Source organism: Streptomyces sp. NPDC004788 (genome assembly GCF_053601115.1).
Genome location: NZ_JBSGBF010000068.1, coordinates 20,189 through 43,958 on the forward strand (window position 1 = coordinate 20,189; position 23,770 = coordinate 43,958).

At 71.0% G+C, this 23,770-nt stretch carries 25 protein-coding genes; 16 read left to right on the plus strand and 9 right to left on the minus strand.

Features of this window, described 5'->3' with window-relative positions; genetic code table 11:
- Positions 1 to 100: 100 nt before the first annotated feature.
- Positions 101 to 1,492 carry a metallopeptidase TldD-related protein gene (locus ACWEJX_RS26125; protein WP_451609842.1) on the minus strand — a complete coding sequence of 464 codons (1,392 nt, stop codon included), beginning with the start codon at positions 1,490 to 1,492 and terminating at the stop codon, positions 101 to 103.
- Positions 1,489 to 3,021, minus strand: a complete 1,533-nt coding sequence (locus ACWEJX_RS26130) for a TldD/PmbA family protein (protein ID WP_451609843.1) — start codon at positions 3,019 to 3,021, stop codon at positions 1,489 to 1,491. The genes ACWEJX_RS26125 and ACWEJX_RS26130 overlap by 4 nt, the downstream gene beginning before the upstream one ends.
- Before the next feature lie 186 nt (positions 3,022 to 3,207).
- On the opposite strand from ACWEJX_RS26130, the gene fabG reads away from it, so the two are divergent.
- The 3 genes from fabG to ACWEJX_RS26145 all read left to right on the plus strand — a co-directional run bounded on the left by fabG (position 3,208) and on the right by ACWEJX_RS26145 (position 5,241).
- On the plus strand, positions 3,208 to 3,924 hold the full coding sequence (gene fabG, locus ACWEJX_RS26135; protein ID WP_403797604.1) for a 3-oxoacyl-[acyl-carrier-protein] reductase: 717 nt from the start codon (positions 3,208 to 3,210) through the stop codon (positions 3,922 to 3,924).
- Between the two features lie 4 nt (positions 3,925 to 3,928).
- Positions 3,929 to 4,705 (plus strand): enoyl-ACP reductase FabI, encoded by a 777-nt coding sequence (gene fabI, locus ACWEJX_RS26140; protein ID WP_451609844.1) that lies wholly within the window; start codon positions 3,929 to 3,931, stop codon positions 4,703 to 4,705.
- Positions 4,706 to 4,851: 146 nt separating this feature from the next.
- The gene (locus ACWEJX_RS26145) at positions 4,852 to 5,241 is read left to right on the plus strand and encodes a hypothetical protein (RefSeq protein ID WP_451609845.1); all 390 of its coding nucleotides are present in this window, start codon (positions 4,852 to 4,854) and stop codon (positions 5,239 to 5,241) included.
- Here the strand turns inward: ACWEJX_RS26145 and ACWEJX_RS26150 are convergent.
- The gene (locus tag ACWEJX_RS26150; RefSeq protein WP_451609846.1) at positions 5,229 to 5,915 is read right to left on the minus strand and encodes a FadR/GntR family transcriptional regulator; all 687 of its coding nucleotides are present in this window, start codon (positions 5,913 to 5,915) and stop codon (positions 5,229 to 5,231) included. The two genes, ACWEJX_RS26145 and ACWEJX_RS26150, sit on opposite strands and share 13 nt — an antisense overlap.
- A gap of 66 nt (positions 5,916 to 5,981) precedes the next feature.
- Between ACWEJX_RS26150 and ACWEJX_RS26155 the strand changes: the two genes are divergently transcribed.
- The 4 genes from ACWEJX_RS26155 to ACWEJX_RS26170 all read left to right on the plus strand — a co-directional run bounded on the left by ACWEJX_RS26155 (position 5,982) and on the right by ACWEJX_RS26170 (position 8,409).
- Positions 5,982 to 7,370 (plus strand): CynX/NimT family MFS transporter, encoded by a 1,389-nt coding sequence (locus ACWEJX_RS26155; RefSeq protein ID WP_451609847.1) that lies wholly within the window; start codon positions 5,982 to 5,984, stop codon positions 7,368 to 7,370.
- Positions 7,371 to 7,387: 17 nt separating this feature from the next.
- A complete protein-coding gene (locus ACWEJX_RS26160; RefSeq protein ID WP_403797589.1) occupies positions 7,388 to 7,507 on the plus strand; it encodes an SGM_5486 family transporter-associated protein in 120 nt (39 codons plus the stop codon).
- A gap of 132 nt (positions 7,508 to 7,639) precedes the next feature.
- The gene (locus ACWEJX_RS26165) at positions 7,640 to 7,852 is read left to right on the plus strand and encodes a hypothetical protein (protein ID WP_451609848.1); all 213 of its coding nucleotides are present in this window, start codon (positions 7,640 to 7,642) and stop codon (positions 7,850 to 7,852) included.
- A 35-nt stretch (positions 7,853 to 7,887) separates the two neighbouring features.
- Positions 7,888 to 8,409: a SixA phosphatase family protein gene (locus ACWEJX_RS26170; RefSeq protein WP_451609849.1), complete on the plus strand. Its 522-nt coding sequence runs from the start codon at positions 7,888 to 7,890 to the stop codon at positions 8,407 to 8,409.
- A 160-nt stretch (positions 8,410 to 8,569) separates the two neighbouring features.
- Here the strand turns inward: ACWEJX_RS26170 and serB are convergent, their stop codons facing one another.
- Positions 8,570 to 9,820 (minus strand): phosphoserine phosphatase SerB, encoded by a 1,251-nt coding sequence (serB, locus tag ACWEJX_RS26175; RefSeq protein WP_451609850.1) that lies wholly within the window; start codon positions 9,818 to 9,820, stop codon positions 8,570 to 8,572.
- A 279-nt stretch (positions 9,821 to 10,099) separates the two neighbouring features.
- On the opposite strand from serB, the gene ACWEJX_RS26180 reads away from it, so the two are divergent.
- On the plus strand, positions 10,100 to 12,673 hold the full coding sequence (locus ACWEJX_RS26180) for an FHA domain-containing protein (RefSeq protein ID WP_451609851.1): 2,574 nt from the start codon (positions 10,100 to 10,102) through the stop codon (positions 12,671 to 12,673).
- An 88-nt stretch (positions 12,674 to 12,761) separates the two neighbouring features.
- Here the strand turns inward: ACWEJX_RS26180 and ACWEJX_RS26185 are convergent, their stop codons facing one another.
- Entirely contained in the window at positions 12,762 to 13,529 is a 768-nt protein-coding gene (locus ACWEJX_RS26185) for a transglycosylase SLT domain-containing protein (protein ID WP_451609852.1), read from the minus strand.
- Positions 13,530 to 13,937: 408 nt separating this feature from the next.
- Here ACWEJX_RS26185 and ACWEJX_RS26190 point away from each other — a divergent pair, with 408 nt between their 5' ends.
- From ACWEJX_RS26190 to ACWEJX_RS26200, 3 genes are all read left to right on the plus strand, one after another.
- Positions 13,938 to 15,083, plus strand: a complete 1,146-nt coding sequence (locus ACWEJX_RS26190) for a GAF domain-containing sensor histidine kinase (RefSeq protein WP_451609853.1) — start codon at positions 13,938 to 13,940, stop codon at positions 15,081 to 15,083.
- Positions 15,076 to 15,726 (plus strand): response regulator, encoded by a 651-nt coding sequence (locus ACWEJX_RS26195; protein ID WP_451609854.1) that lies wholly within the window; start codon positions 15,076 to 15,078, stop codon positions 15,724 to 15,726. The genes ACWEJX_RS26190 and ACWEJX_RS26195 overlap by 8 nt, the downstream gene beginning before the upstream one ends.
- A 125-nt stretch (positions 15,727 to 15,851) precedes the next feature.
- On the plus strand, positions 15,852 to 16,097 hold the full coding sequence (locus ACWEJX_RS26200; protein WP_451609855.1) for a chaplin: 246 nt from the start codon (positions 15,852 to 15,854) through the stop codon (positions 16,095 to 16,097).
- 168 nt (positions 16,098 to 16,265) lie between these two features.
- Here ACWEJX_RS26200 and ACWEJX_RS26205 read toward each other — a convergent pair whose 3' ends face one another.
- A complete protein-coding gene (locus ACWEJX_RS26205) occupies positions 16,266 to 17,057 on the minus strand; it encodes a hypothetical protein (protein ID WP_451609856.1) in 792 nt (263 codons plus the stop codon).
- A 165-nt stretch (positions 17,058 to 17,222) separates the two neighbouring features.
- On the opposite strand from ACWEJX_RS26205, the gene ACWEJX_RS26210 reads away from it, so the two are divergent.
- The 4 genes from ACWEJX_RS26210 (at position 17,223) to ACWEJX_RS26225 (ending at position 20,543) form a co-directional block, all read left to right on the plus strand.
- A complete protein-coding gene (locus ACWEJX_RS26210; RefSeq protein ID WP_451609857.1) occupies positions 17,223 to 18,020 on the plus strand; it encodes an ABC transporter ATP-binding protein in 798 nt (265 codons plus the stop codon).
- Positions 18,021 to 18,168: 148 nt separating this feature from the next.
- The gene (locus ACWEJX_RS26215; protein WP_403797563.1) at positions 18,169 to 18,597 is read left to right on the plus strand and encodes an NfeD family protein; all 429 of its coding nucleotides are present in this window, start codon (positions 18,169 to 18,171) and stop codon (positions 18,595 to 18,597) included.
- Between the two features lie 105 nt (positions 18,598 to 18,702).
- Positions 18,703 to 19,653 carry an SPFH domain-containing protein gene (locus ACWEJX_RS26220; protein WP_451609858.1) on the plus strand — a complete coding sequence of 317 codons (951 nt, stop codon included), beginning with the start codon at positions 18,703 to 18,705 and terminating at the stop codon, positions 19,651 to 19,653.
- A 116-nt stretch (positions 19,654 to 19,769) separates the two neighbouring features.
- Entirely contained in the window at positions 19,770 to 20,543 is a 774-nt protein-coding gene (locus tag ACWEJX_RS26225; protein WP_451609859.1) for a sulfite exporter TauE/SafE family protein, read from the plus strand.
- Between the two features lie 83 nt (positions 20,544 to 20,626).
- Here ACWEJX_RS26225 and ACWEJX_RS26230 read toward each other — a convergent pair whose 3' ends face one another.
- From ACWEJX_RS26230 to ACWEJX_RS26240, 3 genes are all read right to left on the minus strand, one after another.
- Positions 20,627 to 21,136 (minus strand): HNH endonuclease, encoded by a 510-nt coding sequence (locus tag ACWEJX_RS26230; RefSeq protein WP_451609860.1) that lies wholly within the window; start codon positions 21,134 to 21,136, stop codon positions 20,627 to 20,629.
- A 178-nt stretch (positions 21,137 to 21,314) separates the two neighbouring features.
- Positions 21,315 to 21,848 carry a YbhB/YbcL family Raf kinase inhibitor-like protein gene (locus ACWEJX_RS26235; RefSeq protein WP_451609861.1) on the minus strand — a complete coding sequence of 178 codons (534 nt, stop codon included), beginning with the start codon at positions 21,846 to 21,848 and terminating at the stop codon, positions 21,315 to 21,317.
- Positions 21,849 to 21,890: 42 nt separating this feature from the next.
- A complete protein-coding gene (locus ACWEJX_RS26240) occupies positions 21,891 to 22,673 on the minus strand; it encodes a sporulation protein (RefSeq protein ID WP_451609862.1) in 783 nt (260 codons plus the stop codon).
- 117 nt (positions 22,674 to 22,790) lie between these two features.
- On the opposite strand from ACWEJX_RS26240, the gene ACWEJX_RS26245 reads away from it, so the two are divergent.
- Entirely contained in the window at positions 22,791 to 23,465 is a 675-nt protein-coding gene (locus ACWEJX_RS26245) for a DNA-3-methyladenine glycosylase (RefSeq protein WP_451609863.1), read from the plus strand.
- Positions 23,466 to 23,770: the final 305 nt, after the last annotated feature.

The window sequence follows — 23,770 nt, forward strand, 5'->3', positions numbered from 1 at the left end:
GGTGGTCATCGTGATGGTCACGGATGTAACCCGGCCAGTCTAGGTGGTGTCCGGGTCGGGTCCGGGCCGTTCCCGGCCCGGTCTCACGGCTCGGAACGGCTCAGACGCCCTTGCTGACCGAGCTCATGTTGAAGTCCGGCACCCGCAGGGCGGGCATCGCGGCCCGGGTGAACCAGTCGCTCCACTCGCGCGGCAGCGTCTTCTCCGTCCGGCCCGCCTCGGTGGCCCGCGACAGCAGGTCGACCGGCGACTCGTTGAACCGGAAGTTGTTCACCTCGCCGACGACCTCGCCGTTCTCCACCAGGTAGACGCCGTCCCGGGTGAGGCCGGTGAGCAGCAGCGTCGCCGGGTCGACCTCGCGGATGTACCAGAGGCAGGTCAGCAGCAGACCGCGCTCCGTGGCGGCCACCATCTCCTCCAGGGACTTCTCGCCGCCGCCGTCCAGGACCAGGTTCCCGGCCCCGGGCGCCACGGGCAGGTGAGTGAGTCCCGCGGTGTGCCGGGTGGTGATCAGGTGGGCGAGCTTGCCGTCCCGCACCCAGTCCACCGGCGCGATCGGCAGGCCGTTGTCGAAGACGGAGGAGTCGTCGCCGGAGGCGTGCGCGAGCACGAAGGGCGCGGACTCCAGGCCCGGCTCGTTCGGGTCGCTGCGCAGGGTCAGCGGCAGCGGGGAGAGGGTCTCGCCGACGCGGGTGCCGCCGCCCGGCTTGGAGAAGACCGTGCGGCCCTCCGCCGCGTCCCGGGCCGCCGAGGACCACAGCTGGTAGATCATCAGGTCGGCCACGGCGGTCGGCGGCAGCAGCGTCTCGTACCGCCCGGCCGGCAGCTCGATCCTCCGCTCGGCCCAGCCGAGCCGGGTGGCGAGCTCGGCGTCGAGCGCCGCCGGGTCGACGTCCTTGAAGTCCCGCGTGGAGCGCCCGGCCCACGCGGAGCGGGTGCGGTCCGGCGACTTGGCGTTGAGCTCCAGGGTGCCGTTCGGCTGGTCGTGCCGCAGCCGCAGCCCGGTCGACGTGCCGAGGTAGCTGGAGGTCAGCTCGTGGTTGGCGAAGCCGTACAGCTCGCGGCCGCCCGCCCGGGCCCGGGCGAAGGCCTCGCCGAGCGCCGGCGCGAAGGCGTCGAAGACGGCGGAGGAGGTCTCGGCCGGGGCGTCGGTGAAGTCGGGCGACGCGGCCACGCCCTCGACCAGCGGCTGGGCGTCCTCGGCCGGGCCCGCGGCCCGCGCCGCCTCCTCGGCGGCCCGCACCAGCGGCTCCAGGTCCTCGGCGGTGACCGCCGAGCGCGACACGACCCCGGAGGCGGTGCCCTGGGCGCCGTCGACGGTGGCGATGACGGTGAGGGTACGGCCCCGGGTGACGCCGTTGGTGGTCAGCGCGTTGCCGGCCCAGCGCAGATTGGCGGAGGACTGCTCGTCGGCGATGACGACGCACCCGTCGGCGCGGGACAGCTCCAGGGCCCGCTCGACGATCTCGTACGGCTTGCTGACGCGGCTCATCGACCGGCCTCCTGCGTGGTGTTAAGGATGTTGACACCCCGGAACAGGGCGGACGGGCAGCCGTGCGACACCGCGGCGACCTGGCCCGGCTGGGCCTTGCCGCAGTTGAACGCGCCGCCGAGGACGTACGTCTGCGGGCCGCCGACCTGCTCCATGGAGCCCCAGAAGTCGGTGGTCGTCGCCTGGTACGCGACGTCCCGCAGCTGGCCGGCGAGCCGGCCGTTCTCGATGCGGAAGAAGCGCTGGCCGGTGAACTGGAAGTTGTAGCGCTGCATGTCGATCGACCAGGACCGGTCGCCGACCACGTAGATGCCCCGCTCCACGCCGCCGATCAGGTCCTCCGTGGACAGCCCGCCCGGGTCCGGCTGCAGCGACACGTTCGCCATCCGCTGCACCGGCACATGGGCGGGGGAGTCGGCGTAGGCGCAGCCGTTGGAGCGGCCGAGGCCGGTCAGCTTCGCGATCCGGCGGTCCAGCTGGTAGCCGACGAGCGTGCCGTCCTTCACCAGGTCCCAGCTCTGCCCCTCGACGCCCTCGTCGTCGTACCCGATGGTCGCGAGGCCGTGCTCGGCGGTCCGGTCACCCGTCACGTTCATGATCGAGGAGCCGTACGTCAGCTTGCCCAGCTGGTCGAAGGTGGCGAAGGAGGTGCCCGCGTACGCCGCCTCGTAGCCGAGCGCCCGGTCGAGCTCGGTGGCGTGGCCGATCGACTCGTGGATGGTCAGCCACAGGTTGGACGGGTCGACCACCAGGTCGTAGCGGCCGGCCTCGACACTCGGCGCCCGCATCTTCTCGGCGAGCAGCGCCGGGATCTCGTCGAGCTCCTTGTCCCAGTCCCAGCCGGTCCCGGTCAGGTACTCCCAGCCCCGCCCGACCGGCGGCGCGAGCGTCCGCATCGAGTCGAACTCGCCGGTCGTCTCGTCCACCGCGACCGCGGTGAGCTGCGGGTGCAGCCGGACCCGCTGCTGGGTGGTGACGGTGCCGGCCGTGTCCGCGTAGAACTTGTTCTCGAAGACGGTCATCAGCGAGGCGTCGACGTGCGCCACGCCGTCCGCCCGCAGCAGCCGCGCGCTCCAGTCGGCGAGCAGCCCGCTCTTCTCCTCGCCCGAGACCGTGAACGGATCGATCTCGTACGAGGACACCCACACCTTGTCGGCGTGCACCGGCTCGTCGGCCAGCTCGACGCGCTCGTCCGAGCCCGCCGCGGCGATCACCTTCGCCGACAGTTTCGCCATGGCCACCGCCTGCGAGGCCACCCGCGCGGCCCCGTCCATGGTCAGGTCCACCCCGGACGCGAACCCCCAGGCCCCGCCGTGCACCACCCGCACCGCGTAGCCGAGGTCCGTGGTGTCCGAGGAGCCCGCCGGCTTGGCGTCCCGCAGCCGCCAGGTGGCACTGCGCACCCGCTCCAGGCGGAAGTCGGCATGATCGGCGCCGAGCGCCCGCGCCCGCGCGAGGGCGGCGTCGGCGAGCGCCCGCAACGGAAGCTGGGTGAAGGCTTCGTCGAGGGAGTGCGTCCCAGATTGCACAGCTGTCTCCTGTCGTGTGAGACCGGTCGCCCCCGATCATGTCGCGCTTTCGGCCGGGATGCCCAGAGGTTTCTGTAGGGATCCGACAGTGCCGTCCGTACGCCACTGTCAGGCCCCGATTCTCCGTATCGCGGAAGGGACCGATAGGTTTTCGGCATACCAGACCGCTATCGAAAGGGTGATCCGTTGAGCCGCTCGGTTCTCGTCACCGGAGGCAACCGGGGCATCGGCCTCGCCATCGCCCGCGCGTTCGCCGAGGCCGGCGACAAGGTCGCGATCACGTACCGCTCGGGCGACCCGGCGGAGCTCGAGAAGGCCGGGTTCCTGGCCGTCAAGTGCGACATCACCGACTCCGAGCAGGTGGAGCAGGCGTACAAGGAGATCGAGGAGAAGCACGGTCCGGTCGAGGTCCTCGTGGCCAACGCCGGCGTGACGAAGGACCAGCTCCTCATGCGCATGTCCGAGGACGACTTCACGTCCGTCCTCGACACCAACCTCACCGGCACCTTCCGGGTCGTGAAGCGCGCCAACCGCGGCATGCTGCGCGCCAAGAAGGGCCGTGTCGTGCTGATCTCCTCCGTCGTCGGTCTGCTCGGCTCGGCGGGTCAGGCGAACTACGCCGCCTCGAAGGCCGGACTGGTCGGTTTCGCGCGCTCGCTGGCCCGGGAGCTCGGCTCGCGCAACATCACCTTCAACGTCGTCGCGCCCGGTTTCGTCGACACCGACATGACCGCCGTCCTCACGGACGAGCAGCGCGCCGGCATCGTGTCCCAGGTTCCGCTGGGCCGCTACGCGCAGCCCGAGGAGATCGCCGCCACCGTGCGCTTCCTCGCCTCGGACGACGCGTCGTACATCACTGGAGCCGTCATCCCGGTTGACGGCGGATTGGGCATGGGTCACTGATCACATGAGCGGAATTCTCGAGGGCAAGCGCATCCTGATCACGGGTGTGCTGATGGAGTCCTCCATCGCCTTCCACGCCGCGAAGCTGGCCCAGGAGCAGGGCGCGGAGATCATCCTCACCGCCTGGCCCCGGCCGACGCTGACCGAGCGCATCGCCAAGAAGCTGCCCCACCCGGACAAGGTCAAGGTCCTGGAGCTCGACGTCTCCAACGACGAGCACCTCGCCCGCCTGGAGGGCCAGGTCCGCGAGCACCTGGGCGACCGCCTCGACGGCGTCGTCCACTCCATCGGCTTCGCGCCGCAGGACGCGCTCGGCGGCAACTTCCTGAACACGCCGTTCGAGTCGGTGGCCACCGCCATGCACGTCTCGGCCTTCTCCCTGAAGTCCCTGACGATGGCGCTGCTGCCGCTGATGACCGAGGGCGGCTCCGTCGTCGGCCTCACCTTCGACGCGCAGTTCGCGTGGCCGCAGTACGACTGGATGGGCCCGGCCAAGGCCGCGCTGGAGGCCACGAACCGCTACATGGCGCGTGACCTGGGCAAGCAGAACATCCGCTGCAACCTCATCTCGGCCGGTCCGCTCGGCTCCATGGCCGCGAAGTCCATCCCGGGCTTCTCCGAGCTGGCGAGCGTCTGGGACACCCGCTCCCCGCTCCAGTGGGACCTGACCGACCCGGAGCCGGCCGGCCGCGGCATCGTCGCGCTGCTGTCCGACTGGTTCCCGAAGACGACGGGCGAGATCGTCCACGTGGACGGCGGTCTGCACGCGATCGGCGCCTGACCTCAGGTGATACGAGGGGCCGGGTGCCCGCCGGTAAGGCGGGCCCCCGGCCCCTCGCCGTCTCCCGAGTCGAAAAGTCGGGCGAGTCCCCGCAGACTGGACCAGAGCGTGACGTTCCGGCTACTGCGTGGGGAGGAGGTGCGGACATGCGCGCGCTGCATCGCGGGGCCGCCGCACTCGCCACGGCCGCCGCCCTCCTCACCGGCATCGCCGTCGCGGCCGAGGTACGCGCCGCACCCGCTCCCGTGGCCCCCGCGGAGCGGACCTCCGCCGTCGCGCGGAAGGACTCCGAGAACTTCGGCGCCTCCTGCCGCACCCTGGTCCAGGGCTCCGTCGTCACCGCCCACTGCCAGAACCCCTTCCCCCGCACCGACCGCGTCCGCCTCCACGTGGAGTGCGCCCGCTGGTGGGACGTGGACACCGACAGCGCCCCCGTCGCCGTCGACCCCGCCGACTACGCCCAGGTCACCGGCCGCTGCTGGAAAGAGGTCCGCTCGGCCTGGATCACCCACGAACCGGCGGCTCAGGGCTCCTGAGGCTCCGGGGTGCGCAGGCACATGAAGGGGTAGCCGGCCGCCTCCGCGGCCGCCCGCTCGGCGTCTCCCTCGCGGATCGCCTCGACCAGCCGCCCGTGGTCCATGTGGTTCTCCGGCCGCAGCTCCCGGCCCACGTCCTCGCGCAGCCAGGCGCGCAGCACGTGCCCGAGGTCGGCGTAGAGCTCGGTCAGCACGTCGTTGTGCGAGGCGACCACCACCGCGTGGTGGAAGGCCGCGTCCGCCGTCACGAACTCCTCCGCGTCGCCCGACCGCCACGCCTCCTCGCGCCGGGCGAGCAGCGCGTCGATCTGTTTCAGGTCCCGGTCGGTGCGCCGCCGGGCGGCGAGGCGGGCCGCCGAGGACTCCAGGGTGGCGCGCAGCTCGGCCACGTGCCGCGGATCGGAGTCGGCGAACCGGCGGTGCATCACCCCGGCCAGCTCGCTCGTCGCGACGACGTACGTGCCCGAGCCCTGCCGGATGTCGAGCAGCCCGTTGTGGGCGAGCGCCCGGACCGCCTCGCGGACGGTGTTACGGGCCACCCCGAGCTGCTCGACCAGCTCGGGCTCCGTCGGGATGCGCGTGCCCACCGGCCACTCGCCCGAGGTGATCTGGTTGCGCAGCTGGGTGATCACCTGGTCGGAGAGCCCGCTGCGACGGGGCTGGCCGAGCGCCATGGCCGCACCTTCCATTTTTGTTCGAGATTGGACAACCAATCATCCCATGATTCTATGATGAGCCCCATGCCTGACGAGCCGCAGACACTCGCGCCCACCACCAGGAAGCAGACCGGAAGCAAGCCGACCGGCGCCGCCACGGGCGCCGATTCTCCCGCATCCGCCGCGCCCGGAACCGTGCCGGCCGCGCCCGGAATCGCATCCGGAACCGGAACCGGAACCGCGTCCGCCCGCTGGGTCGGCCGGCTCGTCGTCGTCGGACTCGTCCTCGCCGCGCTCAACCTGCGCCCGGCGATCACCAGCCTCGGCGCCCTCCTCGAAGAGGTCAGCGACGGCCTCCACATGAGCGGCAGCGTCGCCGGCGTCCTCACCTCCGTACCGCCGCTCTGCTTCGCCGTCTTCGGCATCGCAGCCCCGCGCCTGGCCCGACGCTTCGGCCCCGCCGCCGTCGTCTGCGCCGGCATGGCCGCGATCCTCGCCGGCCTCGCCCTGCGCCCCTTCGCCGGCGGCACCGCGACCTTCCTCGCCGCGAGCGCCCTCGCCCTCATGGGCATCGCGCTCAGCAACGTCCTGATGCCGGTCATCGTCAAGACGTACTTCCCGGACCGCATCGGCAGCATGACCGGCCTCTACTCCATGGCCCTCGCCCTCGGCACCTCCCTGGCCGCCGCCGCGACCGTGCCCATGACCGAGGCCCTCGGCGGCAGTTGGCGGCTCGGCCTCGGCGTCTGGGCCGTCGTCGCCGCCCTCGCCGTCCTCCCGTGGCTCCCGCTGGTCCGCCGCCGCGCCGCCGCCGTCCCGGCGCCCTCGGGCGGGGGAGCGGCACCGGCCTCCCCGGCACCGGCCTCCCCGGCACCGGCCGAGGCCCCTGCCGCGCCGCGCATCACCCGCAGCCGCACCGCCTGGACGCTCGCCGTCTACTTCGGCCTCCAGGCCACCGGCGCGTACATCACCATGGGCTGGATGCCGCAGATCTTCCGCGACGCCGGTGTCCCCGCCTCCACCGCGGGCGTGCTCCTCGCCGTCACCATGGTCATGGGCGTGCCGCTCGCCTTCGTCATCCCCGGCCTCGCCACCCGGATGCGCCACCAGGGCCCCATCGTCGTCGGCCTCGGTCTGTGCGGCCTCGCCGGCTACACCGGCCTCTACCTGGCCCCCGCGGGCGGCGCCTGGGTCTGGGCCCTGCTCCTCGGCGTGTCCAACTGCTCGTTCCCGCTCGCCCTCACCATGATCGGGATGCGCTCGCGCACCGGCACCGGCGTCGTGAAGCTCTCCGCCTTCGCCCAGAGCGTCGGCTACCTCATCTCCATCCCCGGCCCGCTCCTCGTCGGCGTCCTCTACCAGCACAGCGGCGGCTGGGGCCTGCCCGTCATGCTGATGGGCGGCCTGATGATCCCGCAGATGGTCGTCGGCACCCTCGCCGGGAGGGACCGGACGGTCGAGGACGAATGCTGAGATGCGAGACTGGCCCCATGCCCGTACTTGAACCGAATCCCCCCAACGGTCAGAAGAAGCTGCTCGTCGTGCTCGGCGCCATGCTCGTCATCACGGCCGTGATCGCCGTCATCGCCTCCTTCGCCTCGCCGTCCTAGCCGGGGTGGGGCTATCCCCCCATCCCCTAGGGGGCGGGTCTCAGGGTCAAGTGGGTGGAACACCTGATGGGCCGGGGCCCCGGCGCTCCGTAGGTTGGAGGCATCGCACAGATCCCGACCACGGAGGCGGCCATGACGGCGCGAACCCACACCGGAGTCCGGCCCGTTCGGAGCCTGCCGGGCACCGTCGACACCCGGCTGCCCTGGTGGACGCTCGCTCTGTCCGCGGTCGCGTTCGTCGGTCTGTTCCTGCTCATAGCGGCGCCGGGCGAGGCGCCGGGGACGGCCGGCGACCCGGAGGTGGGGCGCATTCTGGAACAGATCCAGCAAACCCTGTCTCTCTGAGTCGAGCCGGTCCGATTCGTGCGAAGCTGAGGACCATGAGCGTCGACACACCCCGCAGGATCGTGCTGCTCCGCCACGCCAAGGCCGACTGGCCCGAGGTCTCCGACCACGATCGCCCGCTCGCCGACCGCGGCCGCAAGGACGCCCCCGTCGCGGGCCGCAAGCTCGCCGACACCGGCATCGAATTCGATCTGGCCCTCTGCTCCACCGCGGCGCGCACGCGCGAGACCTGGAAGCTCGCCGTCCAGGAGATGCCCCACCGCCCCAGGACCGTGTACGAGGAGCGGATCTACGAGGCGTCGCTCGGCGAGCTCATCGCCGTGATCAACGAGACGCCGGACGACGTCAACAACCTCCTGCTGATCGGCCACAACCCGGGGATGCACGCGCTCGCCGACGCCCTCTCGGGCACCTCCGACGGCGACGCCATGGCCCGGATGACCCGCAGCGGCTTCCCGACCGCCGCCTTCGCGGTCGTGGCCTTCGACGGCTCCTGGAAGAACGTCGAGCACGGCATGGACGGCACCCTGGTCGACTACTGGACCCCGCACGACTGAGCGGTACGCGTTCCGTACGCATCCCGTACGGGAAGGGGCCCGGCCGTCGCACGACAGCCGGGCCCCTTCCCGTGGCGCACGTGGCCGGTACGCGCGGGCACGCACCCCGGCACGAACCGAGCGAGGCGCGTACCGGCACGCACCGGAGCGCGTACGGCACTCAGTGCAGCAGCTCGCCCGTGCCGCCGTCGGCCGCCTCGACCTCCTCGCGGGTGATGCCGAGCAGATAGAGCACCGTGTCCAGGAACGGCACGTTCACCGCCGTGTCCGCCGCCCGGCGCACCACCGGCTTGGCGTTGAACGCCACGCCGAGGCCCGCCGCGTTCAGCATGTCCAGGTCGTTGGCGCCGTCGCCGATCGCGACCGTCTGCGCCAGCGGCACCCCGGCCTCCTCGGCGAAGCGGCGCAGCAGCCGCGCCTTGCCCGCCCGGTCCACGATCATCCCGGTCACCCGGCCGGTGAGCTTCCCGTCCACGATCTCCAGGGTGTTGGCCTGGGCGAAGTCGAGCCCCAGCTTCTCCTTGAGGTCGTCCGTGACCTGCGTGAAGCCGCCGGAGACCACACCCACCTGGTAGCCGAGCCGCTTGAGCGTACGGATCAGGGTGCGCGCCCCGGGCGTGAGCCGCACCTCGGCGCGGACCTTGTCCACCACCGACGCGTCCAGGCCCGCGAGCAGGGCCACGCGCGCGTGCAGCGACTGCTCGAAGTCCAGCTCGCCGCGCATCGCCGCCGCCGTCACCTCGGCGACCTTGTCCTCGCAGCCGGCGTGGGCCGCGAACAGCTCGATGACCTCGTCCTGGATGAGCGTCGAGTCGACGTCCATCACCACGAGCCGCTGGGCCCGGCGGTGCAGCCCGGCGGAGACCACGGCCACGTCGACGCCGACCGCGTGCGCCTCGGTGGCGAGCGCGGTGCGCAGCGGCTCCGTCTCGCAGCCCGACACGGCGAACTCGACGGCCGTCACCGGATACTTGGCGAGCCGGAAGATCCGGTCGATGTTGCCGCCGACCTCGGCGATCCTGGCCGCTATGGCCGCCGTCTGCTCGGCGGTCAGCGGGTGCCCGAGCACGGTGACGTGCGAGCGGCCCTCGCCGCGCGGCCGGTTGTCACCGGTGCCCGAGATGATCTCGGCCTGCAGCTTCATGGACTCGGCCCAGCTGTGCACGGTCGCCCGCAGCTCGCCCTGACCGGCCACGGTCGGCTCGGTGACGAGCGCGCACAGCACGAGCCGGCCGCGGGAGACGACCTGCTCGATGTCCACGACGTCGACGGAGTAGGCGGCGAGGGTGTCGAAGAGGCCGGCGGTGATCCCGGGGCGGTCCTTCCCGAAGATCTTGACCAGGAGAGTGGGAACGTCCGCGTCGGGGACGCCGGGGACGTCGGGAACGTCTGAGGTCTGCGATGCGCTCATGGTGCTTCCACCGTATCGGGCACCGGGTGCCACCCGACCCCCCGTCCCGCCTGACGGACACCCGGCCGGTCGCAGAGTCGCCGTCGGACCGCGCCCCGTGTTCACCGCCGAGCCCGCCGGTCACGCGCCCGAACCGCGCCCGATCCACGCCCCTCGCACGCGTACGCAAGCTCTTCACGCTGCCCGACTTTCGGATCGGGGCCACGGCCTGAAATAGTTCCCACCGGATGTTCACCATCCCTGGGCTCCCGATGACGGGGGTGCATCGGGGGACAAGTAGTGGGGCATGGAGTGCCAGAACTCGTACTGGAATTGAATGGAAGGACCTGGACCCTCGATCCGTCCAGGTCGTACACCCTGGGCCGGGACCCTCAGGGTGACCTGGTGATCGACGACGCCAGGGTCTCGTGGCGACACGCCACCATCAGCTGGGGCGGCCGGAGTTGGGTCATCGAGGACCACGGCTCCACCAACGGCACGTTCGTGCAGGGCCAGCGGGTCCACCAGGTGGAGATCGGCCCGGGCTCGGCCGTCCACCTCGGCAACGCCACCGACGGCCCGCGGCTCAACCTCGCCGCCGTCGGCGCACCGGCCCAGGCGCAGGCCCAGCAGGCCGCCCAGCAGGCCGTACCGCAGCAGCAGGCGCCGCACGCCGTGCAGCAGCCCGCGCACCTGCCTCACGGCCTGCACCAGGAGGTCACCCACCAGGGCCCGCCGCAGCAGCAGCCCGGCTGGCAGCAGCAGCCCCAGCCGGGCGGCCACCAGGTCCCGCCGCAGGTCCCGCACCAGCAGGCCGGCCACGGCGGCCCCCAGGGCGCGGTCCCGGTCCACGGCGACCGCAGCCCCACGACCTTCTACGAGATGACGCTCGGCCGCGTCATGCGCATCGGTCGTGCCCTCGAGAACGAGCTGGTCGTCTCCGACCTCCAGGTCTCGCGCAACCACGCCGAGTTCCACGCGACGCCCGACGGGCGCTTCGAGATCCGCGACCTCGGCTCGCACAACGGCACGTACGTCAACGGTCTGCCGATCCCCAAGGGCGGCACCGCGCTCCTCGGCCCGAACGACATCGTCGGCGTCGGCCACTCGACGTTCCGGATCGTCGGCAACCAGCTCGAGGAGTTCGTCGACACCGGCGACGTCTCCTTCTCGGCCCGTCACCTCACGGTGACCGTCGACGGCGGCAAGCAGATCCTCAAGGACGTCACCTTCGGTGTCCCGGAGAAGTCGCTCATCGGCGTCATCGGCCCCTCCGGCTCCGGCAAGTCGACCCTCCTCAAGGCGCTCACCGGCTACCGGCCCGCCGACCAGGGCGACGTCCTCTACGACAACCGCAGCCTCTACAAGCAGTTCGCCGAGCTGCGCCAGCGCATCGGTCTGGTCCCGCAGGACGACATCCTGCACAAGGAGCTGACCGTCCAGAAGGCGCTCAAGTACGCCGCCAAGCTCCGCTTCCCCGCGGACACCAGCGAGCAGGAGCGCGCCGAGCGCATCGGCGAGGTGCTGCGCGAGCTCAAGCTCGACATCCACAAGGAGAAGAAGGTCACCTCGCTCTCCGGTGGCCAGCGCAAGCGCGTCTCGGTCGCCCTGGAGCTGCTGACCAAGCCCTCCCTGATCTTCCTGGACGAGCCGACCTCCGGCCTCGACCCGGGCATGGACCGCGACGTCATGCAGCTGCTGCGCGGCCTCGCCGACGACGGCCGCACGGTCCTCGTCGTCACCCACTCGGTGGCTGAGCTGGCCCTGTGCGACAAGCTGCTCGTGATGGCGCCCGGCGGCTCGGTGGCGTACTTCGGTCCGCCGGAGGAGGCGCTGAACTTCTTCGGCTACTCCACCTGGGCCGACGTCTTCTCCGCCTTCGAGAACTACCGCGACTACGACTGGGCGGGCCGCTGGAAGGGCTCGCAGCACTACCAGATGTACGCGGCGGAGATCGACGCCGTCGCCGCGCAGCCGGTGCAGATGCCGCACCAGGCCCAGCAGGCCATGACCAAGCCGCCGAAGCCGCAGGGCTGGGGCTCCCAGCTGTGGACCCTGATCCGCCGCTACGTGTCGGTGATCGCCTCCGACCGGGGCTTCCTGGCCCTGATGGTGATCCTGCCGGCCGTGCTCGGCGGCGTGTCCGTGGTCATCCCCGCCAAGTTCGGCCTGGCCCCGCCCGAGCTGCCGTCCAGGTTCAACGGAGCCGCCGGCACGATCATGCTGATCCTCACGGTCGGCATGTGCTTCTCCGGCGCCGCGAACTCGGTCCGTGAGCTGATCAAGGAACGGGTCATCTACGAACGGGAGCGCGCCACCGGCCTGTCCCGCTCGGCGTACCTGATGTCCAAGGTGATCGTCCTCGGCCTGATCACCGCCTTCCAGGGCGTGATCATCTGCGGCATCGGCTTCACGCCGCGCAAGATGCCCACCGAGGGCCTGGTCCTGCCGCCGGCCGTCGAGATGTGCCTGGTGATCATCGCGCTCGGCCTCACCTCGATGATGGTGGGCCTGGTCATCTCCGCGCTGGTGAAGACCGCCGAGAAGACCATGCCGCTGCTGGTCATGTTCGCGATCGTCCAGGTCGTGTTCACCGGCGTCCTGTTCCAGGTGTACAGCTCGCCGGGCCTTGAGCAGTTCGCCTGGCTCATGCCGTCCCGCTGGGGCATCGCCGGCGCCGCCACCACCCTGGACATGACCCACCTGATGGCGCCCTGGGACCCGAAGGACCCGACCAACCTGGACCCGCTGTGGGAGCACAGCGCCGGCCAGTGGGGCTTCGACATCACGGTGCTGCTGGTCATGACCGCCGTCCTCGGCGTCCTCGTGGCGCGGCTGCTGCGCCGCCACGAGCCCGAGGTCATGCGCAAGTGACGCCTGCGTAGAGACGCCCCGAAGGGCGGCACCCCGCACGGGGTGCCGCCCTTCGGCGTTGCCGAGCGGACCGGCAAGGGGCTCAGGCTCAGTACGCGCTGTTGACGTTGTCGATCGTGCCGTAGCGGTCGGCCGCGTAGTTGCAGGCGGCGACGATGTTGGCGACCGGGTCGTACTGGTCGAACTTGGTGCCGGCGATGTGGTACGCCTTGAAGGTCGGGTAGATGACCTGCAGCAGACCCTTGGACGGGACGCCGTTGATGGCGTTGATGTCCCAGTTGTTGATCGCGTACGGGTTGCCGCTGGACTCGCGCATCACGTTCCGGTAGATGCCGTTGTACGTGCCCGGGATGTTGTGCTTGTCCATGATGTACAGGGACTCGCGGATCCAGCCGTCGAGGTTGTTCGAGAAGACCGGCTTGCGGACCGTGGAACGGTTCGCGGCGGCCTTCTGCGCGGCGCGCTTCTTGGCGTCGGCCTCGGCCTTCTTCTTGGCCTCCGCCTTCTTCTTCGCCTCGGCGGCCTTGGCGGCGGCTTCGGCCTTGGCCTTCGCGGCCTTCGCCTTGGCGGCGGCAGCGGCCTTGGCGTCGGCCTCCTGCTTCGCCTTGAGGGCGAAGGTGGAGCTCTGCTGGTCGATGCTGGCGGCGAGCGCCTTGGCCTGCGGGCTGTTGGCGTCGTAGGACCAGGCGACCTGCTGGGTGTTCGCGAGGGCCTGCGGCTCGGTCTCGGTGGAGCCGTGGTTGCCCGGGACGAGGGTGAAGCCGAGCGCAGCGGCGCTCAGAGCGGCGACGCCGGCGATGGTGGCCTTGTGGGTCTTCTTCAGACCACGACTGTGGCCAGGGGTGTTCGCAGACATGCAGGAATACCTCTTCGAATCGCAGGGGGTCGCTCAGGCCGGGGGCGGCGCTGCGCCTCGCATCGGCGGCGACGGACGCAATTCTTAGCGGCCGCAAAATGCCGTGGCAAAGGTGTGACGTACGAAGCCGGGTAGTGGATCAGGGGCCTCGCCCGAGTGCCCCAGGGCCGCCTTGTGACCGGTTGGGGTGGCATTCATCCGGCTTTTACGTATCCACTAGGGGGATTCGTAAGTGACGTGCGTCCTATGCGAGGGCTCACATCGGCCGCGTAACAGCCTCACCAGGCGTTGCGTGAGCAATGCGCACAGTGAGGTACCGACAGGCACCCCGACCTAGGTCTCCGGTCCCGCCCCGCCGCCGTCCGCGGACGGATACGGACTGTCACACCCCGCCGGTACGGTGATCCCATGACCCATCGACCGAGCTCGGGCCTGGCCGCCGTGAGCAGCGCGATCCTCGCGATGAACCGCCAGATGGAGGTACGCGACGTCCTCAAGACGATCGTGGCCTCGGCCCGCGAGCTCCTCGACGCCGAGTACGCGGCGCTCGGCGTCCCCGACGACCACGGCGGCTTCGCCCAGTTCGTCGTCGACGGCGTCAGCGACGACGTGTGGCGCGCCATCGGCCCGCTGCCCCGCCAGCACGGCATCCTCGCCGCCATGCTCCACAAGGCCGAGCCCGAGCGGCTCGCCGACGTCCGCAAGGACCCCCGCTTCGAGGGCTGGCCGACCGCCCACCCCGAGATGTCCGACTTCCTGGGCCTGCCCGTCCGCGACGGCGACGAGATCCTCGCCGCCCTCTTCCTCGCCAACAAGCGCTGCCCCAAGCCCGAGGGCAGCTGCGGCTTCACCGCCGAGGACGAGGAGCTGCTCACCCTCATCGCCCAGCACGCCGCCATCGCCCTCACCAACGCGCGACTGTACGAACGCAGCCGCGAGCTCACCATCGCCGAGGAGCGCTCCCGCCTCGCCCACGAGCTGCACGACGCCGTCAGCCAGAAGCTGTTCTCCCTGCGGCTCACCGCCCAGGCCGCCGCCGCCCTCGTCGACCGCGACCCGGCCCGCGCCAAGGGCGAGCTCCAGCAGGTCGCCGAGCTCGCCGCCGAAGCCGCCGACGAGCTGCGCGCCGCCGTCGTCGAGCTGCGCCCCGCCGCGCTCGACGAGGACGGCCTCGTCCACACCCTGCGCACCCAGATCCAGGTCCTCGACCGCGCCCACACCGCGCGCGTCACCTTCGAGGCAGCCGGCATACGGGCCCTGCCCGCCGCCCAGGAGGAGGCCGTGCTCCGCGTCGCCCAGGAGGCCCTGCACAACGCGCTGCGGCACTCCGGCGCCGGCCTGGTCACCGTCACCCTCGCCCGCAGCGGCCAGGGCGCGAGACTCACCGTCACCGACGACGGCAAGGGCTTCGACCCCACGACCGTCCGCAGCGCCGGCCGTCACCTCGGCCTGGTCTCCATGCGCGACCGGGCCGCCGGCGTCGGCGGCGGACTCAGCGTGACCTCGGCCCCGGGGCGCGGCACCACGATCGAGATGGAGGTCCCCGGTGGCTGACAAGACAATTCGCGTCCTGCTGGTCGACGACCACCAGGTCGTCCGCCGCGGCCTGCGCACCTTCCTGGAGGTACAGGACGACATAGAGGTGGTGGGGGAGGCGTCCGACGGAGCCGAGGGCGTCGCCCGCGCCGAGGAGCTGCGGCCGGACGTCGTCCTCATGGACGTCAAGATGCCCGGCACCGGCGGCATCGAGGCCCTGAAGCAGCTGCGCGAGCTCGGCAACCCGGCGCGCGTCCTCATCGTCACCAGTTTCACCGAGCAGCGCACGGTCGTCCCCGCGCTGCGCGCGGGTGCCAGCGGATACGTCTACAAGGACATCGACCCCGACGCCCTCGCCGGCGCCATCCGCTCCGTCCACGCCGGGCACGTCCTGCTCCAGCCCGAGGTCGCCGACGCGCTCCTCAGCCAGGACGACCACGGCCAGGGCGGCGGTACGGGGCGCGGCTCCACGCTGACGGAGCGGGAGCGGGAGGTCCTGGGCCTGATCGCGGACGGGCGCTCCAACCGGGAGATCGCCCGCGCGCTCGTCCTCTCCGAGAAGACGGTCAAGACGCACGTCTCGAACATCCTCATGAAGCTGGACCTCGCCGACCGCACCCAGGCCGCGCTGTGGGCCGTACGGCACGGCCTGACCTCGTAACCGCGTTCCCCTCTTCATACTGTCGGGCGTATGTCCCCCACATGGCGCAACCGAACGGGGGCGGCGGCGTTCTTCAAGGCGTGCCGCGGCGGACCGGCCGCGGCGATGACCAGGAGGAACCTCTCGTGAACAACCTCAAGAAGGCCGCTGCCCTCACCATGGTCGCCGGCGGCATCCTCGCCGCGGGCACCGGCGTCGCCTCCGCCCACAGCGGCGCCGACGCCCAGGGCCAGGCCGTCCACTCGCCGGGCGTCGCCTCCGGCAACGTGGTGCAGGTCCCGGTCCACGTCCCCGTGAACGTCTCCGGCAACACGATCAACGTGATCGGCCTGCTCAACCCGGCCTTCGGCAACACCGCCGCCAACTCCTGACGGCTGCCCCCCCGAAGACCCCCGGCCCCTGGACGATCCCCCAGGGGCCGGGCCGCGTTCCGGCCCCTGGGGACCTCCCGGGCTTCGCCCCGCTGCGTCGCCGTGACATCGGTCGCCGCGCGACGGGCGTCCGCCGGTCGTGGCGCAGGCGCCGCCGGACGGGACCGGCTAGAAGCCCCTGTCCCTCTCCCTCTCCTCCACGTACGCGTTGTACGCGGCGACCTGCGCCCTGCGTGCCACCCGCTCCACGGGCCGCAGCGCCGCGCCCCTCGCGGCCATCTCCGAGGCGCTCACCGCGCCGCCGTGGCCGTGGTCGTACGCCAGGTCGACGAGGAGGCCGATGCGCTGGGCCAGCTCCAGGACGCGGACCGCGCGGGGCGGGTAGCCGGGGGCGAGGATCTCGCGGCCGGCCTCGGCGCGGGCGCGGTAGGCGTCGCGGGCCGCGTCGGCCGCCGGGCCGGAGGCGGCGACGTCGAGGCGGGTGAGGACCGTCGTCGCCTCGCGCAGCGCCTCCGCCAGCTCCCGCTCCGCCTCGCCGAGCGAGGGGACGTCCGCCGGCGGCGCCTCCCGCACCGGCAGGCAGTGCCAGACGACCTCCACGTGCAGATCGCCCGCCGGCCCCGCCGCCGAGACCTGCGGCACCAGGCCGTACGGCGCGCCGAAGCCGACCGCCGCCTCCTCCGCGTCGAGCGCCCGCTCGTTGAACTCCGGCGGACCGCTCAGCCCCAGCGGATGCCCCGGCGCCGGCAGCGCGACCCGCCACCCGGTCACCCCGAGCCGCCGCAGCCGCCCGAGCGCCAGCGTCAGGCCCACCGGCCCCGCCTCGCCCGGCAGCCCCTCGACGCGGTGCACCGCGTCCTCCCCGACAATGGCGAGCGCCGCGTCGTCCGGCGACACCGCACCGGCCAGCAGGGCATTGCCCCAGGCGACCAGACGTCCTGAGCGTGGTTCCGAAAGCATGCCCCCAGAGTAGGGACTCCCGACGACCCCCAAGGCGCAAACCGGGCCACGACGGAGCCCCCAGGGCCAGCCGCGGCCCGCCAGTGGCGTAGGTTTTCCCTGGACGCCGCGCCCACCGGCGCAAGGCGACGACCGAACTCGACCACAAGGGGAGACAACGCGCTCATGAGCGATGTACTGGAGCTGGTGGACGTATCCGTGGTCCGCGACGGACGGGCTCTGGTGGACGAGGTCTCCTGGTCGGTCAAGGAGGGCGAGCGCTGGGTCATCCTCGGCCCCAACGGCGCCGGCAAGACCACCCTCCTCAACATCGCCTCCAGCTACCTCTTCCCCACCAAGGGCAGCGCCACCGTCCTCGGCGAGCGCCTCGGCGGCGTCGGCACCGACGTCTTCGACCTGCGCCCCCGCATCGGCGTGGCCGGCATCGCCATGGCGGAGAAGCTGCCCAAGCGCCAGACCGTCCTGCAGACCGTCCTCACCGCCGCGTACGGCATGACCGCCACCTGGCACGAGGACTACGACCCGGTCGACGAGCAGCGCGCCAAGGCCTTCCTCGACCGCCTCGGCATGAGCGACTACCTGGACCGCAAGTTCGGTACCCTCTCCGAGGGCGAGCGCAAGCGCACCCTGATCGCCCGCGCGATGATGACCGACCCCGAGCTGCTGCTCCTCGACGAGCCCGCCGCCGGCCTCGACCTCGGCGGCCGTGAGGACCTGGTCCGCCGCCTCGGCCGGCTCGCCCGCGACCCCATCGCCCCCTCGATGATCATGGTGACCCACCACGTCGAGGAGATCGCCCCCGGCTTCACCCACGTCCTGATGATCCGCCAGGGCAAGGTCCTCGCCGCGGGCCCGATGGAGACCGAGCTGACCTCCCGCAACCTGTCCCACTGCTTCGGCCTGCCGCTCGTCGTCGAGCGCAACGGCGACCGCTACACGGCCACCGGCCTGCCGCTCAAGTAGTCGCCGGGCAGCCGTCCGGCAGCCTCCAGGCAGTGATCCGGCAGCCGTCCGGCAGCCTCCAGGCCGTCGTCCGGCAGTCCTCCGAGCGCCGAGTCCGCACAGCTGCGGCGCCCTGTCACGTACGACCCCACCGCCCTACCATGACCATGTGGACATCGATGCATGGATCTGGTGGCTGATCGGCGCGGTGGGGCTCGGCATCCCTCTCGTCCTCACCGCGATGCCGGAGTTCGGCATGCTCGCCGTCGGCGCGGTGGCCGGAGCGGTGACCGCCGCCCTCGGCTTCGGCGTTGTCTCCCAAGTGGTCGTCTTCGCCGTGGTCTCCGTCGCACTCATCGCCGTGGTCCGCCCCGTCGCGGCCCGCCACCGCGACGGCCGGCCCCAACTCGCCACCGGCATCGATGCCCTGAAAGGCCGTCAGGCCGTCGTCCTGGAACGGGTCGACGGCAGCGGAGGCCGCATCAAGCTGGCCGGCGAGGTCTGGTCCGCCCGTGCCCTCGACTCCGGGCAGAGCTTCGAACCCGGCGAACAGGTCGACGTCGTCGACATCGACGGCGCGACCGCCGTCGTCATGTGACCCATGTGACCGAACATCACCCATGACCCTCCGCGGTCTGGGAAACTCGATCATCGAGATCATCATCTGGTCATCAACCCGGCAGCGAAGGGCACAGGGAACACGATGTCAGCCATCATCATCGTCCTGATCATTCTGGTGGTGCTTGTCTTCATCGCCCTGATCAAGACGATCCAGGTCATCCCACAGGCCAGCGCCGCCATCGTCGAGCGCTTCGGCCGCTACACCCGCACCCTCAACGCCGGCCTCAACATCGTCGTCCCGTTCATCGACCGCATCCGCAACCGGATCGACCTGCGCGAACAGGTCGTCCCGTTCCCGCCCCAGCCGGTGATCACCCAGGACAACCTGGTCGTCAACATCGACACCGTCATCTACTACCAGGTGACCGACGCCCGCGCCGCCACCTACGAGGTCGCCAGCTACATCCAGGCCATCGAGCAGCTCACCGTCACCACCCTCCGCAACATCATCGGCGGCATGGACCTGGAGCGGACCCTCACCTCCCGCGAGGAGATCAACGCGGCCCTGCGCGGCGTCCTCGACGAGGCCACCGGCAAGTGGGGCATCCGCGTCAACCGCGTCGAGCTCAAGGCCATCGAGCCGCCCACCTCCATCCAGGACTCGATGGAGAAGCAGATGCGCGCCGACCGCGACAAGCGCGCCGCCATCCTCACCGCCGAGGGCATCCGGCAGTCCCAGATCCTCACCGCCGAGGGCGAGAAGCAGTCCGCGATCCTGCGCGCCGAGGGCGAGGCCAAGGCCGCCGCGCTCAAGGCCGAGGGCGAGGCCCAGGCCGTACGCACGGTCTTCGAGGCCATCCACGCCGGTGACCCGGACCAGAAGCTGCTCTCCTACCAGTACCTCCAGATGCTCCCGAAGATCGCCGAGGGCGACGCCAACAAGCTCTGGATCGTGCCCAGCGAGATCGGCGACGCCCTCAAGGGCCTCTCCGGCGCCTTCGGCAACGTCGCCCCCGGCGTCCCCGGCTTCAACACCAAGGGCGGCACGCCGAACGACGGCGGCGAGCGCCGCGAAGAGCCCACCGTCGACTGACGGTTCGGGTGTTGGCTGACACGTACACGTAATCCGCTTCCTGGTGCATGATCAGTGCGAGCCCCTCGACTCCGCCGCGACGGAGCGGGGAGGCGACTCACTGACCCCGTAAGGAGATGGCGTTGTCCATCTGGGAAGCACTGGCAGTCTTCGGCGCCGGCACCGCAGCCGGCGCCATCAACACGATCGTCGGATCAGGAACGCTCATCACGTTCCCCGTCCTGCTCGCCACCGGCCTGCCGCCGGTCACCGCGAACGTCTCCAACACCCTCGGCCTCGTCTCCGGCTCCATCAGCGGAGCCATCGGCTACCGCAGCGAACTCAAGGGCCAGACCGCCCGGGTCCTCCGCCTCGGCGGCGTGACCCTCGTCGGCGGACTCGTCGGCGCGATCCTGCTCCTCGCCCTGCCGTCCGACGCCTTCGACGCGATCGTCCCCGTCCTCATCGGACTCGCCCTGGTCCTCGTCGTCCTCCAGCCCCGCATCGCCGCCGCCGTCCAGCGCCGCCGCGAGGCCAGCGGCACCGAGGCCCACCCGAACGGCGGCCCGGTCCTCCTCGTCGGACTCTTCTTCGCCAGCATGTACGGCGGCTACTTCGGCGCCGCCCAGGGCGTCCTCTACCTCTCCCTGATGGGCCTGCTGCTCCACGACAGCCTGCAGCGCATCAACGCCGTCAAGAACATCCTCGGCGCCGTCGTCAACGGCATCGCCGCCGTCTTCTTCCTCTTCGTCGCCGACTTCGACTGGACCGCCGTCCTCCTCATCGCCGTCGGCTCCACCATCGGCGGCCAGATCGGCGCCAAGGTCGGCAAACGGCTCTCGCCCACCGTCCTGCGCGGCGTCATCATCGCCGTCGGCATCGTCGCCATCCTCCAGCTCACCCTGAAGTAACGCGCACCGAGGCAACCCGCACAACGGCAGCGGGCCCGCCCCGGAAAGGGACGGGCCCGCACGTCGTACGGAAGCAGCAGGAGTTACGCGGCCGCCTGACCGGCCAGCCAGTCCGGCAGCTCCGACCGCTCCGCCGCCTTCAGCGCGAGCAGCATCGCGTCCTGCGGACTCGGCACGAACGGCTGGTGCAGCAGCGGCATCCCCGCCTGCTCCGGCGTCCGGTCCGCCTTGCGATGGTTGTCCTCCGCGCACGAGGCGACCGTGTTCAGCCAGTGGTCCCCACCGCCCTGCGCCCGCGGCACCACATGGTCCACCGTCGTGGCACGCTTCCCGCAGTACGCGCACCGGTGCTGGTCCCGGACCAGCACACCCCGCCTCGACCACGCGGCCTGTCTTCGGAACGGCACCCGCACGTACCGGCAGAGCCTGATCACCCGCGGCACCGGCATGTCCACGGCGGCGGCACGAACGCGCAGACCGGGGTGCTCCTGCTCCACGACGGCCTTGTCCTGCAGGACAAGCACCACCGCACGGTTGAGTGTGACTGTCGAAAGCGGCTCGAAGCTCGCGTTCAGTACCAGCGTGTCCCGCATTGTGCCCACCTCCCGTGTGCCGGCCCAGCCCCCCTTGTGGGCTCCGGGCTTGGATCAACTCTGGCCGGGCGCGCCGGGTAGGACAACGCAATATCCGCGCAAAGAAAGATGCCCGCTTCTGATCTCTCCAAGACCAGAAGCGGGCAAACAACAAACGAATCTTCAGCTGAGCGGACTCCTACGCGGGGTTCTCGTACTCACCCACGAGCTGCGCCCGCCCGAGCGTGTGGAAGCGCAGATTGAAGCCGACCGCGGCCGGCGAGGCGTCGGCGTCCGGCCCCAGCTTCTCCTGGTCCACCGCGTACACGGTGAACACGTACCGGTGCGGCCCGTCCCCCTTCGGCGGGGCGGCCCCGCCGAAGTCCTTCGAGCCGTAGTCGTTACGGGCGTGCACGGCACCCGCCGGCAACCCCTCGAACGAACCCGACCCGGCGCCCGCGGGCAGCTCCGTCACCGACGCCGGGATGTCGAACAGCACCCAGTGCCAGAACCCGCTGCCGGTCGGCGCGTCCGGATCGAAGCACGTCACGGCGAAGCTCTTCGTCTCCGCCGGGAACCCCTCCCAGCGCAGCTGCGGCGAGGTGTTCCCCGCCGCGTACACCTGAGCGTCCTTCAGCACCCCGCCCTCGACGACGTCGTCGCTCACCACCGTGAACGACGCCACCGGCGGGTGGAAGTCATGGGGAAGTGGTGCCCTCTTGCCCTCGGCCACGTCTGAACCTCCGTATCGCTGACCAGCCTTGTGAAGGCGAGCCTAGAACCAGTTGCGGCGCCCGCCGACCTCGGCGAGCCACTGGTTCAGATACGCCGCCCAGTCGGTCGTGTGGAAGTCGTGCAGCCCCACCTGGAAGGCGCGGTACGAGTCGCTGCCCTCGGTGAACAGACCCGGCTTCTTGTCCATCTCCAGGACGACGTCCATCGCCTGGTCGTCCGCGACGAAGCTGACCTCGACCTGGTTCAGACCCCGGTACTGCGACGGAGCGAAGAACTCGATCTCCTGGTAGAACGGCAGCCGCTGCCGCGTACCCCGGATGTGGCCGCGCTCCATGTCCGCGTTCTTGAAGCGGAAGCCCAGCTGGATGAAGGCGTCCAGGATCGCCTGCTGCGCCGGCAGCGGGTGCACGTTGATCGGGTCCAGGTCACCGGAGTCCACCGCACGGGCGATCTCCAGCTCCGTCGTCACCCCGATGTGCATCCCGCGCAGCTGCTGCCCGGCGATCGCGGTGACCGGCGTCTCCCACGGGATCTCCAGACCGAACGGCACCACGTGCACCGCCCCGGCCTGCACCTCGAAGGCCCCGCCGAGCCGCACCTTCACGAACTCGATGTCCTGCTTGTACTCCGAGTCGCCGCTCTCGACCTCGACCCGCGCCTGCAGACCGACGGACAGCCCCTCGATCTGCTGGGCCACCGAACCGCCCTGGATCCGCACCTCACCCTGGACGACGCCACCCGGGACGACGTTCTCCTCGGTGAGCACGGTCTCCACCGAAGCCCCGCCGGCCCCCAGGCTCGCGAGCAGCTTCTTGAACCCCATGAACGACTCCTTCTCTCTGTCTCTGTGTACGCCTGTCAGTCCTGCGCTGTCCTGACCCCTACATACGCCCGACGACCGTAGCCGGTTCCCCACCACTCCCCGTTACGCTCGGACGCCATGAGCGAGAGCCCCGACCGTACGCCGCTCCCGCGGAGCTTCTTCGACCGCCCGGTCCTGGAGGTCGCCCCCGACCTCCTCGGCCGCACGCTCGTACGGAACTCCCCGGACGGCCGCATCGAGCTGCGCCTCACCGAGGTGGAGGCGTACGCCGGCGCCATCGACCCCGGCTCGCACGCCTTCCGCGGCCGCACCCCACGCAACGCCGTCATGTTCGGCCCGCCCGGACACGCGTACGTCTACTTCACCTACGGCATGTGGCACTGCCTCAACCTGGTGTGCGGCCCGGAGGGCGAGGCGAGCGGAGTACTGCTCCGCGCGGGGGAGATCCGCACGGGCGCGGAACAGGCACGGAAGCGCCGGCTCTCCGCGCGGTACGACTCCGAACTCGCGAAGGGCCCCGCCCGCCTCGCCACGGCCCTCGACGTCGCCCGCACGCTGAACGGCACCGACGCCTGCGCCGGCCCGGACGCCCCGCTCGCCGTCCTCCACGGCACCCCGCCCGCACCCGACCTCATCCGCAGCGGTCCCCGCACCGGCGTGGGCGGTGAGGGAGCCCCACACCCCTGGCGCTTCTGGATCGACGGCGACCACACCGTGAGCCCCTACCGGGCCCACGTGCCACGCAAGCGCACGGCCGGCGCCGGACTTGACTCGGGTCGGAGGGATGCGTAATGTAGCCCGAGCCGCTGGAGACGGGCAGTGCTTACTCCAGTCTCCCGGAGCGGCCACTCACTCACTTACAACGGATCCCGGCGGGGCCTATTTCGGCATACCGAAATTTGTTCCAATCGGCTCGATTATGAGTCGCCAGGGAAACCCGCTAAAGTAGTGGACACGCCGGAAGGCCCCGAAAGAACTGACGAAAGTCGGGAAAGCGGGACTGGAAAGCACCGAGGAAATCGGATCGGAAAGATCTGATAGAGTCGGAAACGAAGGAAGCGCCCGGAGGAAAGCCCGCGAGGGTGAGTACAAAGGAA

Coding starts and splice junctions, on each gene's coding strand:
- ACWEJX_RS26155 (WP_451609847.1), top strand. CDS start 5,982: ATGCCTGACGAGCCGCAGACACTCGCGCCCACCACCAGGAAGCAGACC.
- ACWEJX_RS26190 (WP_451609853.1), top strand. CDS start 13,938: ATGACCCATCGACCGAGCTCGGGCCTGGCCGCCGTGAGCAGCGCGATC.
- ACWEJX_RS26165 (WP_451609848.1), top strand. CDS start 7,640: ATGACGGCGCGAACCCACACCGGAGTCCGGCCCGTTCGGAGCCTGCCG.
- ACWEJX_RS26210 (WP_451609857.1), top strand. CDS start 17,223: ATGAGCGATGTACTGGAGCTGGTGGACGTATCCGTGGTCCGCGACGGA.
- ACWEJX_RS26205 (WP_451609856.1), bottom strand. CDS start 17,057: ATGCTTTCGGAACCACGCTCAGGACGTCTGGTCGCCTGGGGCAATGCC.
- fabI (WP_451609844.1), top strand. CDS start 3,929: ATGAGCGGAATTCTCGAGGGCAAGCGCATCCTGATCACGGGTGTGCTG.
- ACWEJX_RS26145 (WP_451609845.1), top strand. CDS start 4,852: ATGCGCGCGCTGCATCGCGGGGCCGCCGCACTCGCCACGGCCGCCGCC.
- ACWEJX_RS26225 (WP_451609859.1), top strand. CDS start 19,770: ATGGCGTTGTCCATCTGGGAAGCACTGGCAGTCTTCGGCGCCGGCACC.
- serB (WP_451609850.1), bottom strand. CDS start 9,820: ATGAGCGCATCGCAGACCTCAGACGTTCCCGACGTCCCCGGCGTCCCC.
- ACWEJX_RS26230 (WP_451609860.1), bottom strand. CDS start 21,136: ATGCGGGACACGCTGGTACTGAACGCGAGCTTCGAGCCGCTTTCGACA.
- ACWEJX_RS26160 (WP_403797589.1), top strand. CDS start 7,388: ATGCCCGTACTTGAACCGAATCCCCCCAACGGTCAGAAGAAGCTGCTC.
- ACWEJX_RS26125 (WP_451609842.1), bottom strand. CDS start 1,492: ATGAGCCGCGTCAGCAAGCCGTACGAGATCGTCGAGCGGGCCCTGGAG.
- ACWEJX_RS26245 (WP_451609863.1), top strand. CDS start 22,791: ATGAGCGAGAGCCCCGACCGTACGCCGCTCCCGCGGAGCTTCTTCGAC.
- ACWEJX_RS26185 (WP_451609852.1), bottom strand. CDS start 13,529: ATGTCTGCGAACACCCCTGGCCACAGTCGTGGTCTGAAGAAGACCCAC.
- ACWEJX_RS26150 (WP_451609846.1), bottom strand. CDS start 5,915: ATGGCGCTCGGCCAGCCCCGTCGCAGCGGGCTCTCCGACCAGGTGATC.
- ACWEJX_RS26170 (WP_451609849.1), top strand. CDS start 7,888: ATGAGCGTCGACACACCCCGCAGGATCGTGCTGCTCCGCCACGCCAAG.
- ACWEJX_RS26220 (WP_451609858.1), top strand. CDS start 18,703: ATGTCAGCCATCATCATCGTCCTGATCATTCTGGTGGTGCTTGTCTTC.
- ACWEJX_RS26240 (WP_451609862.1), bottom strand. CDS start 22,673: ATGGGGTTCAAGAAGCTGCTCGCGAGCCTGGGGGCCGGCGGGGCTTCG.